Below are 13,879 nucleotides of genomic sequence, written 5' to 3'. Positions count from 1 at the left end.
TCCAGCCTAGCGAGTGGAGAGGTGCGTGTGGATATTCTGTGCGAGCACCGGACCGATTCCCTGGACTTCCTGGATCTCCCCCGGCTGAGCCGCACGCAACGCCGTGACGGACCCGAAGTGCTTGAGCAGCACCTTGATCCGGGAGGCGCCGAGACCCGGCACTTCGGCCAGCACCGTCGTGATGTCGCCTCGGCGCTTCTTGCGCTGATGGGTGATCGCGAAGCGGTGCGCCTCGTCACGCAGGCGCTGCAGCAGGTAGAGGGCCTCGCTCGTGCGGGGCAGGATCACGGGGAAGTCGTCGCCGGGCAGCCACACCTCCTCGAGACGCTTCGCGATGCCGCAGACCGCGATCTCGGTGTGTCCGGCGTCTCGAAGGGCACGCGCTGCCGCCTCGACCTGCGGCTGGCCGCCGTCCACGAGCAGGAGCTGCGGCGGGTAGGCGAACCGCGGCTTGCGACGGACGACGCCCTCTTCGCCGGCCTCCTCCTCCGGTTCCTCCGGACGGTCGAGATAGGCCAGACGACGGCGCAGCACCTGGTACATCGAGTCGGTGTCGTCGGTGGTCTCGGGGATGCCGAACGATCGGTACTGATCCTTGCGGGGAAGTCCGTCCTCGAACACCACCATCGATGCGACGACGTTCGTTCCGCCGAGGTGCGAGATGTCGAAGCACTCGATGCGCAGAGGGGCTTCGCTCATGCCGAGCGCGCTCTGCAGGTCGGTCAGCGCCTGGGTGCGTGCGACGTAGTCACTGGTGCGCCGAGTCTTGTAGCGGATGAGCGCCTGCTGCGCGTTCAGGGTCGCGGTGCGCATCAGATCGGCACGCTGACCCCGCTGCGCCACGGCGATCTCGGTCTTCTTCCCCCGACGCTCGCGCAACCACACCTCGAGCTCCGCGGCGTCGTCCGGAAGGGTCGGCACGAGGATGCGCCGCGGCACGTCCTGCGCGTCGCCGTAGGCGCGTTGCAGGACCTGGTCGACGAGCTCCGCGGTCGTGATGTCGATCTCCTTCTCGATCGTCATCGCCCGGACACCGCGCACGCGGCCGCCGCGGATCACGAAGTGCTGCACCGCCGCCGCCAGCTCGTCCTCGGCGATGCCGAAGAGATCGGCATCCTCATCGGGCTGGAGAACGAGAGCGCTCTTGCCGAGCACGGCTTCGATCGCCCCGAGCTTGTCGCGGTACTTCGCCGCCGCCTCGTAGTCCATCGCCGCGGAGGCGGCCAGCATCCGCGTGGTGAGCTCTTTCGTGAACCGCTCGTCTCCGCCGGCCATGAAGGCGACGAAATCGTCGACCATGGCGCGGTGCTCCTCGATCGTCACGGTCATCGAACACGGACCGCCGCACTTGCCGATCTGCCCGGGGAAGCACGGCCTCCCGGTCTGCATGGCGCGCTTGTAGCTCGCGTCGCTGCAGGTGCGGATCGGGAAGGCCTTGATCATGAGGTCGATGGTCTCGTGCACGGCCCAGACCTTGGGGAACGGACCGAAGTACCGCGCGCCGGGGATCTTGCGGTTGCGCGTGACGATCACCCGCGGCGCCTCGTCGCCCAGCGTCACCGCCATGAACGGGTAGGACTTGTCGTCCTTGTACCGCACGTTGAAGGGCGGATCGAACTCCTTGATCCACATGTACTCGAGCTGCAGGGAGTCGACGTCGGTCGGCACGACCGTCCACTCCACCGAGGACGCCGTGGTGACCATGCGGCGGGTGCGCTCGTGCAGCGTGCGCAGCGGAGCGAAGTAGTTCGACAGCCGCTGCCGGAGGTTCTTCGCCTTGCCCACGTACAGAACGCGTCCGTCGGCGTCACGGAACCGGTACACGCCCGGGTCCGTCGGGATCTCCCCTGTCCGCGGCTTGTACGGCAGGACGTCTGCCATCAGCTGGCCTTCCGCGCTGCGCGCCCCTCACCCAGGATCTCGCCGAGGAACAGCCCGGTGTGGCTCTCCTCCACGCGCGCGATCTGCTCCGGGGTGCCGGTGGCGATGATCTGCCCACCGCCCGAACCACCCTCGGGTCCCAGGTCGATCACCCAGTCGGCCGACTTGATCACGTCGAGGTTGTGCTCGATGACGATGACCGTGTTGCCCTTGTCGACGAGGCCGTTCAGCACCTCGAGCAGCTTGCGGACGTCTTCGAAGTGCAGTCCCGTCGTCGGCTCGTCGAGCACATAGATGCTGCGCCCATTGCTGCGCCGCTGGAGCTCGGTCGCCAGCTTGACGCGCTGCGCCTCGCCGCCGGAGAGCGTCGTCGCGGACTGGCCGAGCCGGACGTAGCCCAGCCCCACGTCCACCAGCGTCTTCATGTACCGGTGGATGGCCTGGATCGGCTCGAAGAAGTCCGCGGCCTCCTCGATCGGCATTTCGAGCACCTCGGCGATGTTCTTGCCCTTGTAGTGCACCGAGAGCGTGTCGCGGTTGTACCGCTTGCCGTGGCACACCTCGCAGTCCACGTAGACGTCGGGCAGGAAGTTCATCTCGATCTTGATCGTGCCGTCACCCGAGCACGCCTCGCAGCGCCCGCCCTTGACGTTGAAGCTGAAGCGTCCGGGAAGGTAGCCGCGAACCTTCGCTTCGGGCGTCTCGCTGAAGAGGGTGCGGATGCGGTCGAAGACACCCGTGTAGGTGGCCGGGTTCGATCGCGGCGTGCGACCGATCGGCGCCTGGTCGACGTGGACGACCTTGTCGAGGTTGTCGAGCCCCGTCACGCGGGTGTGCTTGCCCGGAACCGTGCGCGCACCGTTCAGGCGCGACGCGAGCACCTGGTAGAGGATGTCGTTCACGAGCGACGACTTGCCCGAGCCGCTGACGCCCGTGACGGCGGTCAGGACGCCGAGCGGGAAGTCGGCCGTGACGTTGCGCAGGTTGTTGGCCCGGGCGCCGACGACGCTGAGCATGCGCTTCTTGTCGATCTTCCTGCGCTTCTTCGGCATCGGGATCTCGCGGCGGCCCGAGAGGTACTGCCCGGTCATCGACTCGCTGTCGTCGAGCAGGGCCGAGTACGGTCCGGAATGCACGACCGCACCGCCGTTGACGCCGGCTCCCGGACCGATGTCGACGACCCAGTCGGCCGCCTCGATGGTCTCCTCGTCGTGCTCGACGACGATGAGCGTGTTGCCGAGGTCGCGGAGCTTGATGAGCGTGTTGATGAGGCGGCGGTTGTCACGCTGGTGCAGCCCGATGGACGGCTCGTCGAGAACGTAGAGGACACCGGTGAGCCCGGAGCCGATCTGCGTCGCGAGACGGATGCGCTGCGCCTCGCCACCCGAGAGCGAACCTGCCGAGCGGCTGAGGTTGAGGTACGAGAGCCCGACCTGCAGCAGGAAGTCGAGGCGGAGACGGATCTCGCGGAGGACCTGGGCGGCGATCTTCGCCTCGCGGTCGGTCAGCGTGAGGGTCTCCATGAAGGCGCGCGCATCCGCGAGGCTGAGGTGCGAGACCTCGGCGATCGAGTGGCCGTGCACCTGCACCGCCAGCACCTCCGGCTTGAGGCGGTTGCCGTCGCAGACGGGGCACGGCACCTCGCGGAGGTACTCGCCCCAGCGGCTGCGCTGCGTGTCCGACTCGGCCTGCAGGTACTGCCGCTCGATGTAGGGGACGACGCCCTCGAAGCCCGACGCGTACCTCATCTCGCGCCCGTACCGGTTCTTCCACTTGACGGTCACCTTGTAGTTCTCGCCACGGAGGACCGCGTCCTGCACATCGGAGTGGAGCTTGTGCCAGGGCGTGTCGAGGGAGAAGTCGAGGTCGCGGGAGAGGCCTTCGAGCAGGCGCTCGTAGTACTGGAACAGTCCCTTGCCCTGCGTGGTCCAGGGGATGATGACGCCCTCGCGGATCGAGAGGTCGGTGTCGCCGAGCATCAGATCGACGTCGACCGACATGCGCGTGCCGAGGCCGGAGCACGCGGGGCACGCACCGAACGGCGCGTTGAACGAGAACGTGCGCGGCTCGATCTCAGTGAGGGTCAGCGCATGCCCGTTCGGGCAGGCCAGCTTCTCGGAGAAGGTCTGCCAGGCGTCGTCGCCCTCGCCGTCGACGTAGTTGACCTGCACGACGCCGCCGGCGAGGCCCAGCGCGGTCTCGACCGAGTCGGTGACCCGGCTGAGGATCTCGTCGGACGCCACGAGCCGGTCGACGACCACGGCGATGTCGTGCTTGTAGCTCTTCTTGAGCGTCGGCGGCTCGGCGAGCTGGATGAGGTCTCCGTCGACGATCGCGCGCGAATAGCCCTTCGCGCCGAGTTCCCGGAAGAGGTCGACGAACTCGCCCTTCTTCTGCGAGACGATCGGAGCGACGATCTGGTACCGCGTGCGCTCGGGCAGCTCCATGAGCTGATCGGCGATCTGCTGCACGGTCTGGCGCTGGATCTTCTCCCCGCACTCGGGGCAGTGCGGAACGCCGATGCGCGCCCACAGCAGACGCATGTAGTCGTAGATCTCGGTGATCGTGCCGACGGTCGACCGCGGGTTGCGGTTCGTGGACTTCTGATCGATCGAGACGGCAGGGCTCAGACCCTCGATGAAATCGACGTCGGGACGGTCGACCTGACCGAGGAACTGGCGCGCGTAGGCGCTCAGCGATTCGACGTAGCGACGCTGCCCCTCGGCGAAGATCGTGTCGAACGCGAGGCTGGATTTCCCGGAACCGGACAGGCCTGTGAACACGACGAGCGAGTCGCGCGGGATGTCGATGTCGACGTTCTTGAGATTGTGGACTCGGGCGCCGCGAACGCTGAGTTTTCCTGGGGTGGCAACGGGGACGATAGGCACCGGTCAAGTCTACGAGGGGCCACGGACATCGGCTCCGCGCACCCTGTGAGTACGCTCAGCCGAGGTCAGGACGGCGCCCGGCGAAGGGGCCGAGACCGTCGCGCAGCGCCGAGACCTCGGACACGTCCATGCCGACCGCGGCCATGACCTGGCGAGGGACGTCGATCGCCCGATCCCGCAGCGCTGCGCCGGCGGCGGTCAGCGTGATCTCCAGGCGTCGTTCGTCCTCGCTGCTGCGCTGCCGGATGACCAGGCCCTCGGCTTCGAGGCGCTTCACGAGGGGCGAGGCGGTGGCCGGTTCGAGCGCGAGGTCGGTGGCGAGATCGTTGAGCGTGCGCGGCGCGCGCTCCCAGAGAGCGAGCATCACCAGGTACTGCGGATGCGTGAGCCCGAGCGGTTCGAGGATCGGTCGGTAGATCGCGACGACGTTGCGCGCCGCGGTCACCAGCGCGAAGCAGAGCTGGTTCTCGAGTCGGAGAAGGTCGTCGGATGCCGTCACACCGCGACTATACATCGACCCTAATCGTTAGTACACTAATGAACATGGCACACGACCCGGACCGCGCTCCCCTTCGCACCCGCATCCGCGAAGCCGGTGGGCTCTACGCCTGGGTGAACAGCAACCTGATCCGGTTCGCCGGACCCGCCTCGGTCGGCCCGTACGAGAAGACTCCTCCGCCCAGTGCCGCGGAGCGCGCCGAGCGCGCCTGCCCCTTGTGCGGCGCGCCGATGACCGAGCACGAGATCGACCGCAGCGGTCCGAAGACCCTGGTGCACTGCCCCTAGACCCACGCGTCGCCTCGACTCGCGGCGCGGAGCTCTGATCACTCCCGTCGTGAGGTCTCGTTCGCCTCGCGAGCGGCGTCGAGCCAGAACATGAGGGCGTCGTCGTCGCCCAGCACACCCGGTGACACATCGAGCCAGCCGTTCCCCATCGTCTTCGCGCCCATCACGGCGACGGCGACGCCGGACTGTGTGACGAGCGCTGCTCCGCTCTCCTCGTCCACCCGCACCAGAAGGACGCCGTTCTTCCGCGCTCCCACGAGGATGCGACCGTCGAGCAGGAAGGCCCGGGTGCCGAACATCCGCTTCTCCTCGACGTCGCCGCCGACGTGGAGCAGCGCTCTCACGCGGTCGGCGAGCTCTTCCCCTGCGGCATCCACCGGTCAGCCACCGCTCACGCGTGCCCGGCGCGCTCCATGGCGCGGAGCTCCTTCTTGAGGTCCTGCACCTCGTCACGCAAGCGCCCGGCGAGCTCGAACTTGAGCTCTGCAGCGGCGGCCAGCATCTGGTTCGACAGGTCCTGAATCGTCGCCTCGAGCTGCTGAGCGCCCTCGGCGGCGATGCCGGTGCGTCGGAGGTTCGGTGTCGGCGACTTGCCCTTCCCGGACTGACGTCCGCGGCCGGAGAGCATGTCGGCTGTGTCGGCGCCCTCGCGCGCCAGCACCTCGGTGATGTCGGCGATGCGCTTGCGCAGCGGTGTCGGGTCGATGCCGTGTTCGAGGTTGTAGGCGACCTGCTTCTCGCGACGGCGATCGGTCTCCTCGATCGCCTTGGCCATCGAGTCGGTGATCTTGTCGGCGTACATGTGGACCTCACCGGAGACGTTTCGGGCGGCACGGCCGATCGTCTGGATCAACGAGGTTCCCGATCGCAGGAAGCCCTCCTTGTCGGCGTCGAGGATCGCGACGAGTGAGACCTCGGGGAGGTCGAGCCCTTCTCGCAGCAGGTTGATGCCGACCAGCACGTCGTAGACGCCCGCCCGCAGCTCGCTGAGCAGTTCGACCCGTCGGAGCGTGTCGACGTCGGAGTGCAGGTAGCGCACGCGGACGCCGTGCTCGCCGAGGAAGTCGGTGAGCTCTTCCGACATCTTCTTGGTGAGGGTCGTGACGAGAACGCGCTCGTCACGCTCGACCCGCAGGCGGATCTCCTCGAGCAGATCGTCGATCTGGCCCTTCGACGGCTTCACGACGATGTGCGGGTCGACCAGACCCGTCGGACGGATGATCTGCTCCACGATGCCGTCGGCGATGCCCATCTCGTACTTGCCGGGGGTGGCCGACAGATAGACGGTCTGACCGATGCGGTTCTTGAACTCGTCCCACCGCAGCGGCCGGTTGTCCATCGCGCTCGGCAGACGGAACCCGTGGTCCACGAGAGTGCGCTTGCGCGACGCGTCTCCTTCGTACATCGCGCCGATCTGCGGCACGGTCACGTGCGACTCGTCGATGACCAGGAGGAAGTCGTCGGGGAAGAAGTCGAGCAGCGTGTGCGGCGGCTCGCCGGGCATGCGCCCGTCCATGTGCCGCGAGTAGTTCTCGATGCCCGAGCAGAAGCCGAGCTGCTGCAGCATCTCGAGGTCGAACGTCGTGCGCATGCGCAGACGCTGCGCCTCGAGCAGCTTGCCCTGGCGCTCGAACTCGGCCAGCCGCTCTTCGAGCTCGTGCTCGATGGTGCCGATCGAGCGCTGGATGACGTCGGTGCCGGCGACATAGTGCGATGCCGGGAAGATCGGCACCGAGTCGAGCTTCTCGATGACCTCGCCGGTCAGCGGATGCAGCGAGTACAGCCCCTCGATCTCGTCGCCGAACAGCTCGATGCGGATCGCGTGCTCCTCGTAGACCGGGATGATCTCGATCGTGTCGCCGCGCACGCGGAAGTTGCCGCGCGAGAAGTCGACGTCGTTGCGGTTGTACTGCATAGCGATGAACTGGCGGATGAGGGCGTCGCGGTCGTACCGCTCCCCCACCTGCAGAGCGACCATGGCGCGCAGATACTCCTCCGGCGCACCGAGACCGTAGATGCACGAGACGGTCGACACCACGACGACGTCGCGCCGGCTGAGCAGCGAATTCGTCGTGGAGTGCCGCAGCCGCTCGACCTCGGCGTTGATCGACGAGTCCTTCTCGATGAAGGTGTCTGTCTGGGGAACGTAGGCCTCAGGCTGGTAGTAGTCGTAGTACGAGACGAAGTACTCGACCGCATTGTTCGGCATGAGCTCGCGGAACTCGTTCGCGAGCTGTGCCGCGAGGGTCTTGTTGTGCGCGAGCACCAGCGTGGGGCGCTGCACCTGCTCGACCAGCCACGCCGTCGTCGCGGATTTTCCGGTACCGGTGGCGCCCAGCAGCACGACGTCGGTCTCGCCCGCGTTGATGCGTCCAGCGAGCTCGGCGATGGCCTGCGGCTGGTCACCGGCGGGCGCGTACTCGCTGATGACCTCGAAGGGGCGGACGCTGCGCGTGGTTTGCATGTCTCCAGCGTATGCCGCCCCTCCGACATCGAGGCCGTCAGGCGTTGAGGGTGGCCGTCTCCGCAGAGGATTCCTGCGCCCAGGTCGTCGTCCCGCCGTTGAGGAGGCTCATCGTCGCCGTCGATGTGAGCGGTCCTGGCGCGGATCCGACCACGTTGAACGTGAGCGCCCTGCCGAACCCGGAAGGTGTGGAGACGAACGTGAACGAGCTCGCCGTGCTGCCGAGACCCGGCGTGGCGCTCCAGCCGCCGATCGATGAACCGGCGTCGATGGTGACCGGCGAGTCGAAGACCACCACGACGACGAGCGATGCATCCGCCGGCGGGTTCACCCAGGGGTCGGCGCGATAGCTGATCTGGGTGCTGAAGGTCGCCCGCAGGCCGTCCTGGGCCGCGACCAGCGTCGTGAAGTCGCCCTGCGCCTCGGCATCCCAGTAGTAGTTCGCCTCGCTGTTGATCGTGCCGCCCGTGCTCGCCGCCGCGAGCGGCACCGCGGTGGCGACCGCGATCACGGGCAGCGACCACGCTGCGCCCTTGACCATCGTGCGACGAGAGATCCCCGGCTTGTCGTCAGTCATGTTCTGCTTTCCGGCGCAGAAAAATCGTCCCCAGCAGACGCTCCCCTGGGCGTCCCCACGCCTCATATCAGAATATCAGCGCGACTCTCCGAGCTCGATGGGAGCGCGGCGCCCCGGCCGTAGAGTGGGGCGCGTGATCGAGTTCATCATCGGCTCCAGCCTCGCCGCCGCTGCGGGGCTGAACGCGTGGATGCCGCTGTTCCTGCTCGGGCTCGCGGATCGGCTGCTCCCCGCGATGGCCCTCCCCGCGGGCTGGTCGTGGCTGTCCGGCGACGTGGCGCTCTGGGTGATCGGAGCGCTCCTCGTGCTCGAGATCGTGGCCGACAAGATCCCGGCTCTCGATTCGATCAACGACGTCGTGCAGAGCATCATCCGACCGGCGGCCGGCGGCATCGCTTTCGGGGCGGGTGCCGGCGCGCAGACGATCGCCGTCGACGATCCGGCGTCGTTCTTCGCGGACAACACCTGGGTGCCCGTCGCGGCGGGGATCGTGATCGCTCTCGCCGTGCACGTGCTCAAGGCGACGGCGCGCCTCGCCGCGAACGCCACGACCGGAGGTCTCGCCGCCCCCGTGCTGAGCACGGTCGAGGACGGCACGTCTTTCGCCCTCGCAGCCGCCGCGATCATCGTGCCGGTCGTGGCAGGCATCCTGCTCATCGGGCTCGTCGTGACGGCGATCGTGGTGCTGCGCCGCACGGCGCGACGACGCAGGGAGAGAGGCGCCCGTCAGCGCGAGGGCGGCGTCCAGACGTAGGGCGTCGTCGTCGAGACCTTGATGAGCCCTGATCGCTCGAGGATCGGACGGGAGAACTCGGTCGAATCGGACTGCAGGTAGCGCAGGCCACGGCTCAGGGCGGACCGCGCGCGCTCGGCGGTGAGCGCCCGGTAGATGCCGCGACCACGCCACTCCGGCCGGGTGGCCCCGCCCCAGAGCCCGGCGAAGTCCGTGCGCGCGACGGGCTCCAACCGGCCGGCGCTCACCACGGCGCCCTCCGCCACCGCGATCCACAGTTCGACGGCGTCATCCGCGCGCAGACGTGCGACGAGTGCTTCTGCGCGCGAGCGCCACTCCGCGTCGGCGAACACCTCGCCCTGCATCTCGCCGGCGGCGAGCACCTCCGCATCGGTCCGCGCGCGCCGGATGTCCACACCCGCGGGGATCTCGATCGTCTGCGCGAGCAGCCGGGCCTCGCCGATCATGATCGATTCCGGCTCCTCCGGCACGAAGCCGCGGCGGACGAGGCTGTCGTGCAGCCCAGGGGCACGGTCGTGACCACGGGTCTTCCACTCCACCGAGGAGATGCCGCCGAGCCCGCGGAAATGCTCGGCGGCTGCGTCGACGAGAGCGGCGATGCCGTCGGCATCCGCTCCCCCGAGATCTGCGTACGTGATGAAGCCCTGACCGCCCGGCATCGTCGCGAGACGCAGCGGACCGTGCTCCGTCACCTCCACGGCGTTCGCGATCTCCGCGGCGGTGCGCAGCTGACTGTCGTAGGCCTCGAGATACTCCTGCCGCATGTGACGATCCTCTCAGAGCGGGAAGCTCATCCTCGACCGGTCGGCACCCCGCGCAGGGCCGACCAGGCGGCGAGGGCGGCGGCCGCGCACATCGCCACGACGGCCGCCACGAACCAGCTCCAGCTCGCCGCGCCGAAGACGAGGCCGAGCAGCCAGCCGAAGAGACTGGAGCCCGCGTAGTACGCGAAGTAGTAGAGGGACGAGGCCTGCGCTCTGCTCGCCGGGTCTGCGGCGACCGGCGTCCACCCCGAGGCGACGGCGTGCGCGCCGAAGAAGCCAGCCGTGAACAGGAGCAGGCCTACGAGCACGACGGCGGCGGCGGGGACGAGCAGCAGACCCGCTCCGGTGGCCATGATGCCGATCGAGCCGAGGAGCACCGGGAAGCGCCCGACGCGGGAGGCGAGGGCGCCCGCCCACGGCGACGACACGGTGCCGGCGAGATAGGCGAGGAAGAGCAGGGTCACCAGCCACGACGGAAGGTCGAACGGCGGTGCGGAGAGGTGGAACCCCAGGTAGTTGTAGACCGCCACGAAGGCGCCCATCAGCAGGAAGCCCTGCGCGTAGAGCGCCCACTGCAGCGCGGAGCGCAGCGGCGCGCGCAGACGTTCCACGATGCCGGGCCCACGGACCGCTCGCAGACGGCCGGGCACGAAGCCCCTCGCGCGCGGCGTGAGCCAGAGGAACAGCACGGCGGCCGCCGCGCAGAGCACCGCGACGCTCAGGACCCCGGCCTGCCACCCGCCGAACTCTCCCACGATCCCGGAGACGATGCGTCCGAGCAGTCCGCCCACCGTGGTGCCGGCGATGTAGCTCCCTGCGGCCGTGGCGGCGTGGCGCCCCTCGACCTCCTCGCTGAGGTAGGCGAGGGCGACGGCCGGGACCGCCCCCAGCGCGACTCCCTCCGCGAACCGCAGGGCGAGGAGCGTGACGATGTCACCGCTCAGCGGGGCGACGAGGCCGAACAGGGTAGCGGTGAGCACGCCCGTCGCCATGGCCGGCACCCGACCGATGCGATCGGCGACCGTCGACCACGGGATGACGGCGAGGGCCAGCCCGAGCGTCGCGGCCGACACGCTGAGCGCCGCCGTCGCCGGGCTGACCGCGAGGTCCGCGGAGATCTGCGGCAGAACGGCCTGCGCGGAGTACAGCTGCGCGAAGGTCGCGATCCCGGCGAAGAACAGACCGATGATCAGGCGCCGGTACTCGCGGGAACCTGGCGCGTGGCCGGAGAAGGTCACTGCCCGCGGATCCGCTCCCAGAGGGCGTCGGTCTGCGCGTGCGTCTCCGCGATGTCGCCGGCCGTGTCGATCACGACGTCGGCGATCGCCAGGCGCTTCTCGTCGGACACCTGCGCGGCGATCCGCTCCTGCGCGGCCGTCTCGTCCATTCCCCGCAGCTCGACAAGACGACGCAGGCGCACGGATGCCGGGGCGTGCGCGACGACGATCATGTCCCAGGGGTCGTCGACCCTGGCCTCGACGAGAAGGGGAACGTCGTACACGACGACGGCCCGGGGATCGGCGGCGAAGGCCTCCTCGAACCGGCGCTGCGACTCCGCCCGCACGGCCGGATGGACGATGGCGTTCAGCTGCGTCAGCAGCTCGGCGTCACCGAACACCTTGCCGCCGAGCGCCGCCCGGTCGAGGGCGCCGTCGGATGCGACGACCTCGGCGCCGAAGGTCTCCGCGATCCGCGCCAGCACGGGCGAACCGGGCGACTGCACGTCGCGCACGATCTGATCGGCGTCGACGATGATCGCTCCGCGCTCCGCCAGGCGTCGCGCGATGGTCGACTTCCCGGACGCGATACCGCCGGTGAGTGCGATGAGGGGCATGCGGCCAGTCTAGAGTTCGGAGGCTTCCGGTCTCACCGCGACAGGAGCTGGCGACGGGAGCTGATCACCCCGGTGTCGAAGCCGGCCAGGTGGAGTCCGCCGTGGAATCGCGCATGCTCGATCTTGATGCAGCGATCCATGACGACCGAGAGCCCTGCCTCTTCTGCAAGGGCCGCGGCCTCCTCGTTCCACGAGCCGAGCTGCAGCCAGAGCGCCTTGGCACCGACGTCGATCGCCTCCTGCGCGACACCGGGGAGATCGTCGTGGCGACGGAACACGTCGACGACGTCGGGCACCACGGGGAGGTCGGCGAGGGAGGCGTACACGGGCTGGCCGAGGATCTCCGTCTCGCGCGGGTTCACCAGGTACACGTCGTAGGCGGTGCTCGACAACAGGTACGTCGCGACGAAGAACGACGCGCGCGCCGGGTTGTTCGATGCGCCGACGATCGCCACGGACTTCGCCCGGCGGAGCAGCGCGAACCGCTCCTGCTGATTCGGGCCGATCCATGTCCGTCCCGATACGGCCGGGGCGACGCCGGGAAGCGCGCATGCCACGGCGTCCGCCACAGCCGGGACGGCGCAGGCGTCCGCCGTCGCTGGATTCGTCGCGCTCATCGGTTCGCTCCCGTCGCCGTGGTCAGGGCCTGATCGAGGTCCCAGATGATGTCGTCGGCGTCTTCGAGACCGACGGAGATACGGATCAGATCCGATCGCACGCCCGCGGCTACGAGCTGCTCGTCGGTGAGCTGACGGTGGGTCGTGGATGCGGGATGGATCACCAGGGTCCGCGCATCGCCGATGTTCGCGAGGTGCGAGGCGAGCTGCAGGTTCTCGATCAGCGTCTCTCCCGCCGCACGCCCGTCGTCGGCCGCGACGCCGAACGCGAAGACCGAGCCCGGCCCGAGCGGGAGGTACTTGGCGGCGCGCTCGCGGTGCGGGTGCCCGTCGAGCCCCGCCCACGTGACGTAGGCGACCCGCGGATCGGACGCGAGCCAGTCGGCCACGATCCGTGCGTTCGCGAGGTGCGCGTCGATCCGCTGCGGCAGGGTCTCGATGCCCTGCAGCAGGTTGAAGGCGGACTGCGGGCTGAGCGCCGGACCGATGTCGCGCAGCTGCTCGGAGCGCAGCTTGGTCAGGAAGCCGTACTCGCCGAAGTTGTCCCACCACTTGATGCCGCCGTAGGACTCGACGGGCTCGGTCATCTGCGGGAACTTGCCGTTGCCCCAGTCGAACGTGCCCTTCTCGATCACGACGCCTCCGAGCGTCGTGCCGTGGCCGCCGAGGAACTTCGTGACCGAATGGATGACGATGTCGGCACCGTGCTCGAGCGGGCGGGCGAGGTAGGGCGTCGCCAGCGTCGCATCGACGACGAGAGGCACCCCGGCCTCGTGCGCGACGGCGGCCAGCCCCTCGATGTCGGCGATCTCGCCCGAGGGGTTGCCGATCATCTCCACGTACACGACCTTGGTCTCCGGGCGGATCGCGGCGGCGTAGTCGGCGGGGTCGGTCGAAGCGACGAACGTGGTCTCGACGCCGAAGCGCCGGAGCGTCACGTCGAGCTGCGTCACCGTGCCGCCGTAGAGCTGCGCAGCCGCGACCACGTGGTCTCCGGCTCCGACGAGGGCTGCGAACGTGATGAACTCGGCGCTCATCCCGGATGCCGTGGCCACGGCGCCGATACCGCCCTCGAGAGAGGCCAGGCGCTCCTCGAGCGCGGCGACCGTCGGGTTGCCGATGCGGGAGTAGATGTTGCCGTACTTCTGCAGGGCGAACAGGTTCCCGGCATCCGCGGCGTCGTCGAAGACGAACGAGGTCGTCTGGTAGATCGGCACGGCGCGGGCGCCGGTCGACGCGTCGGGGGTCCCGCCCGCGTGCAGGGCCCTGGTTCGGAATCCGAAGCGGTGTTCTTCCGTCATGCTGTCCTCCGTT

Annotated in this window: 13 protein-coding genes; 2 read left to right on the top strand and 11 right to left on the bottom strand. The window is 68.8% G+C overall.

Annotation, left to right across the window (positions count from 1 at the left end; translation table 11 throughout):
• Positions 1-6: 6 nt before the first annotated feature.
• From uvrC to MRBLWH11_RS13215, 3 genes are read right to left on the bottom strand one after another with little or no spacing between them, the layout of a single operon-like run.
• Positions 7-1,881 carry an excinuclease ABC subunit UvrC gene (uvrC, locus tag MRBLWH11_RS13225; RefSeq protein ID WP_116636745.1) on the bottom strand — a complete coding sequence of 625 codons (1,875 nt, stop codon included), beginning with the start codon at positions 1,879-1,881 and terminating at the stop codon, positions 7-9.
• Positions 1,881-4,769: an excinuclease ABC subunit UvrA gene (gene uvrA / locus MRBLWH11_RS13220; protein ID WP_116636746.1), complete on the bottom strand. Its 2,889-nt coding sequence runs from the start codon at positions 4,767-4,769 to the stop codon at positions 1,881-1,883. Before uvrA ends, uvrC begins: the two co-directional genes overlap by 1 nt.
• A 55-nt stretch (positions 4,770-4,824) precedes the next feature.
• On the bottom strand, positions 4,825-5,268 hold the full coding sequence (locus tag MRBLWH11_RS13215; protein ID WP_243409006.1) for a MarR family transcriptional regulator: 444 nt from the start codon (positions 5,266-5,268) through the stop codon (positions 4,825-4,827).
• 44 nt (positions 5,269-5,312) lie between these two features.
• Here MRBLWH11_RS13215 and MRBLWH11_RS13210 point away from each other — a divergent pair, with 44 nt between their 5' ends.
• On the top strand, positions 5,313-5,555 hold the full coding sequence (locus MRBLWH11_RS13210) for a hypothetical protein (RefSeq protein WP_341945198.1): 243 nt from the start codon (positions 5,313-5,315) through the stop codon (positions 5,553-5,555).
• A 38-nt stretch (positions 5,556-5,593) separates the two neighbouring features.
• Here the strand turns inward: MRBLWH11_RS13210 and MRBLWH11_RS13205 are convergent, their stop codons facing one another.
• The 3 genes from MRBLWH11_RS13205 to MRBLWH11_RS13195 are packed head-to-tail and all read right to left on the bottom strand — an operon-like array spanning position 5,594 to position 8,596.
• The gene (locus MRBLWH11_RS13205) at positions 5,594-5,932 is read right to left on the bottom strand and encodes a TfoX/Sxy family protein (protein WP_341945197.1); all 339 of its coding nucleotides are present in this window, start codon (positions 5,930-5,932) and stop codon (positions 5,594-5,596) included.
• Between the two features lie 14 nt (positions 5,933-5,946).
• On the bottom strand, positions 5,947-8,019 hold the full coding sequence (gene uvrB, locus MRBLWH11_RS13200; protein WP_341945196.1) for an excinuclease ABC subunit UvrB: 2,073 nt from the start codon (positions 8,017-8,019) through the stop codon (positions 5,947-5,949).
• Between the two features lie 37 nt (positions 8,020-8,056).
• Positions 8,057-8,596 carry a hypothetical protein gene (locus tag MRBLWH11_RS13195; protein ID WP_116636863.1) on the bottom strand — a complete coding sequence of 180 codons (540 nt, stop codon included), beginning with the start codon at positions 8,594-8,596 and terminating at the stop codon, positions 8,057-8,059.
• A gap of 133 nt (positions 8,597-8,729) precedes the next feature.
• Here MRBLWH11_RS13195 and MRBLWH11_RS13190 point away from each other — a divergent pair, with 133 nt between their 5' ends.
• A complete protein-coding gene (locus MRBLWH11_RS13190) occupies positions 8,730-9,350 on the top strand; it encodes a DUF4126 domain-containing protein (RefSeq protein ID WP_341945195.1) in 621 nt (206 codons plus the stop codon).
• Here MRBLWH11_RS13190 and MRBLWH11_RS13185 read toward each other — a convergent pair.
• The 5 genes from MRBLWH11_RS13185 to MRBLWH11_RS13165 are packed head-to-tail and all read right to left on the bottom strand — an operon-like array spanning position 9,323 to position 13,866.
• On the bottom strand, positions 9,323-10,114 hold the full coding sequence (locus tag MRBLWH11_RS13185) for a GNAT family N-acetyltransferase (protein ID WP_341945194.1): 792 nt from the start codon (positions 10,112-10,114) through the stop codon (positions 9,323-9,325). The two genes, MRBLWH11_RS13190 and MRBLWH11_RS13185, sit on opposite strands and share 28 nt — an antisense overlap.
• A gap of 26 nt (positions 10,115-10,140) precedes the next feature.
• A complete protein-coding gene (locus MRBLWH11_RS13180) occupies positions 10,141-11,352 on the bottom strand; it encodes an MFS transporter (RefSeq protein ID WP_341945193.1) in 1,212 nt (403 codons plus the stop codon).
• On the bottom strand, positions 11,349-11,948 hold the full coding sequence (gene coaE, locus MRBLWH11_RS13175; protein ID WP_341945192.1) for a dephospho-CoA kinase: 600 nt from the start codon (positions 11,946-11,948) through the stop codon (positions 11,349-11,351). The genes MRBLWH11_RS13180 and coaE overlap by 4 nt, the downstream gene beginning before the upstream one ends.
• 32 nt (positions 11,949-11,980) lie before the next feature.
• Positions 11,981-12,565 (bottom strand): CoA-binding protein, encoded by a 585-nt coding sequence (locus tag MRBLWH11_RS13170; protein ID WP_341945191.1) that lies wholly within the window; start codon positions 12,563-12,565, stop codon positions 11,981-11,983.
• A complete protein-coding gene (locus MRBLWH11_RS13165; protein WP_341945190.1) occupies positions 12,562-13,866 on the bottom strand; it encodes an O-acetylhomoserine aminocarboxypropyltransferase/cysteine synthase family protein in 1,305 nt (434 codons plus the stop codon). The genes MRBLWH11_RS13170 and MRBLWH11_RS13165 overlap by 4 nt, the downstream gene beginning before the upstream one ends.
• Between the last annotated feature and the right edge of the window lie 13 nt (positions 13,867-13,879).

The sequence above is a fragment of the Microbacterium sp. LWH11-1.2 genome, assembly GCF_038397745.1.
Lineage (GTDB): Bacteria > Actinomycetota > Actinomycetes > Actinomycetales > Microbacteriaceae > Microbacterium.
Note: the sequence above shows the minus strand (reverse complement) of the source record. Positions and strands in the feature narration are given on the sequence as shown.

What these genes read in the sequence shown, in the direction of transcription:
- uvrC (WP_116636745.1), bottom strand. Translation starts at nt 1,881, where the DNA reads ATGGCAGACGTCCTGCCGTACAAGCCGCGGACAGGGGAGATCCCGACG.
- MRBLWH11_RS13210 (WP_341945198.1), top strand. Translation starts at nt 5,313, where the DNA reads ATGGCACACGACCCGGACCGCGCTCCCCTTCGCACCCGCATCCGCGAA.
- uvrB (WP_341945196.1), bottom strand. Translation starts at nt 8,019, where the DNA reads ATGCAAACCACGCGCAGCGTCCGCCCCTTCGAGGTCATCAGCGAGTAC.
- MRBLWH11_RS13195 (WP_116636863.1), bottom strand. Translation starts at nt 8,596, where the DNA reads ATGACTGACGACAAGCCGGGGATCTCTCGTCGCACGATGGTCAAGGGC.
- MRBLWH11_RS13185 (WP_341945194.1), bottom strand. Translation starts at nt 10,114, where the DNA reads ATGCGGCAGGAGTATCTCGAGGCCTACGACAGTCAGCTGCGCACCGCC.
- coaE (WP_341945192.1), bottom strand. Translation starts at nt 11,948, where the DNA reads ATGCCCCTCATCGCACTCACCGGCGGTATCGCGTCCGGGAAGTCGACC.
- MRBLWH11_RS13170 (WP_341945191.1), bottom strand. Translation starts at nt 12,565, where the DNA reads ATGAGCGCGACGAATCCAGCGACGGCGGACGCCTGCGCCGTCCCGGCT.
- MRBLWH11_RS13165 (WP_341945190.1), bottom strand. Translation starts at nt 13,866, where the DNA reads ATGACGGAAGAACACCGCTTCGGATTCCGAACCAGGGCCCTGCACGCG.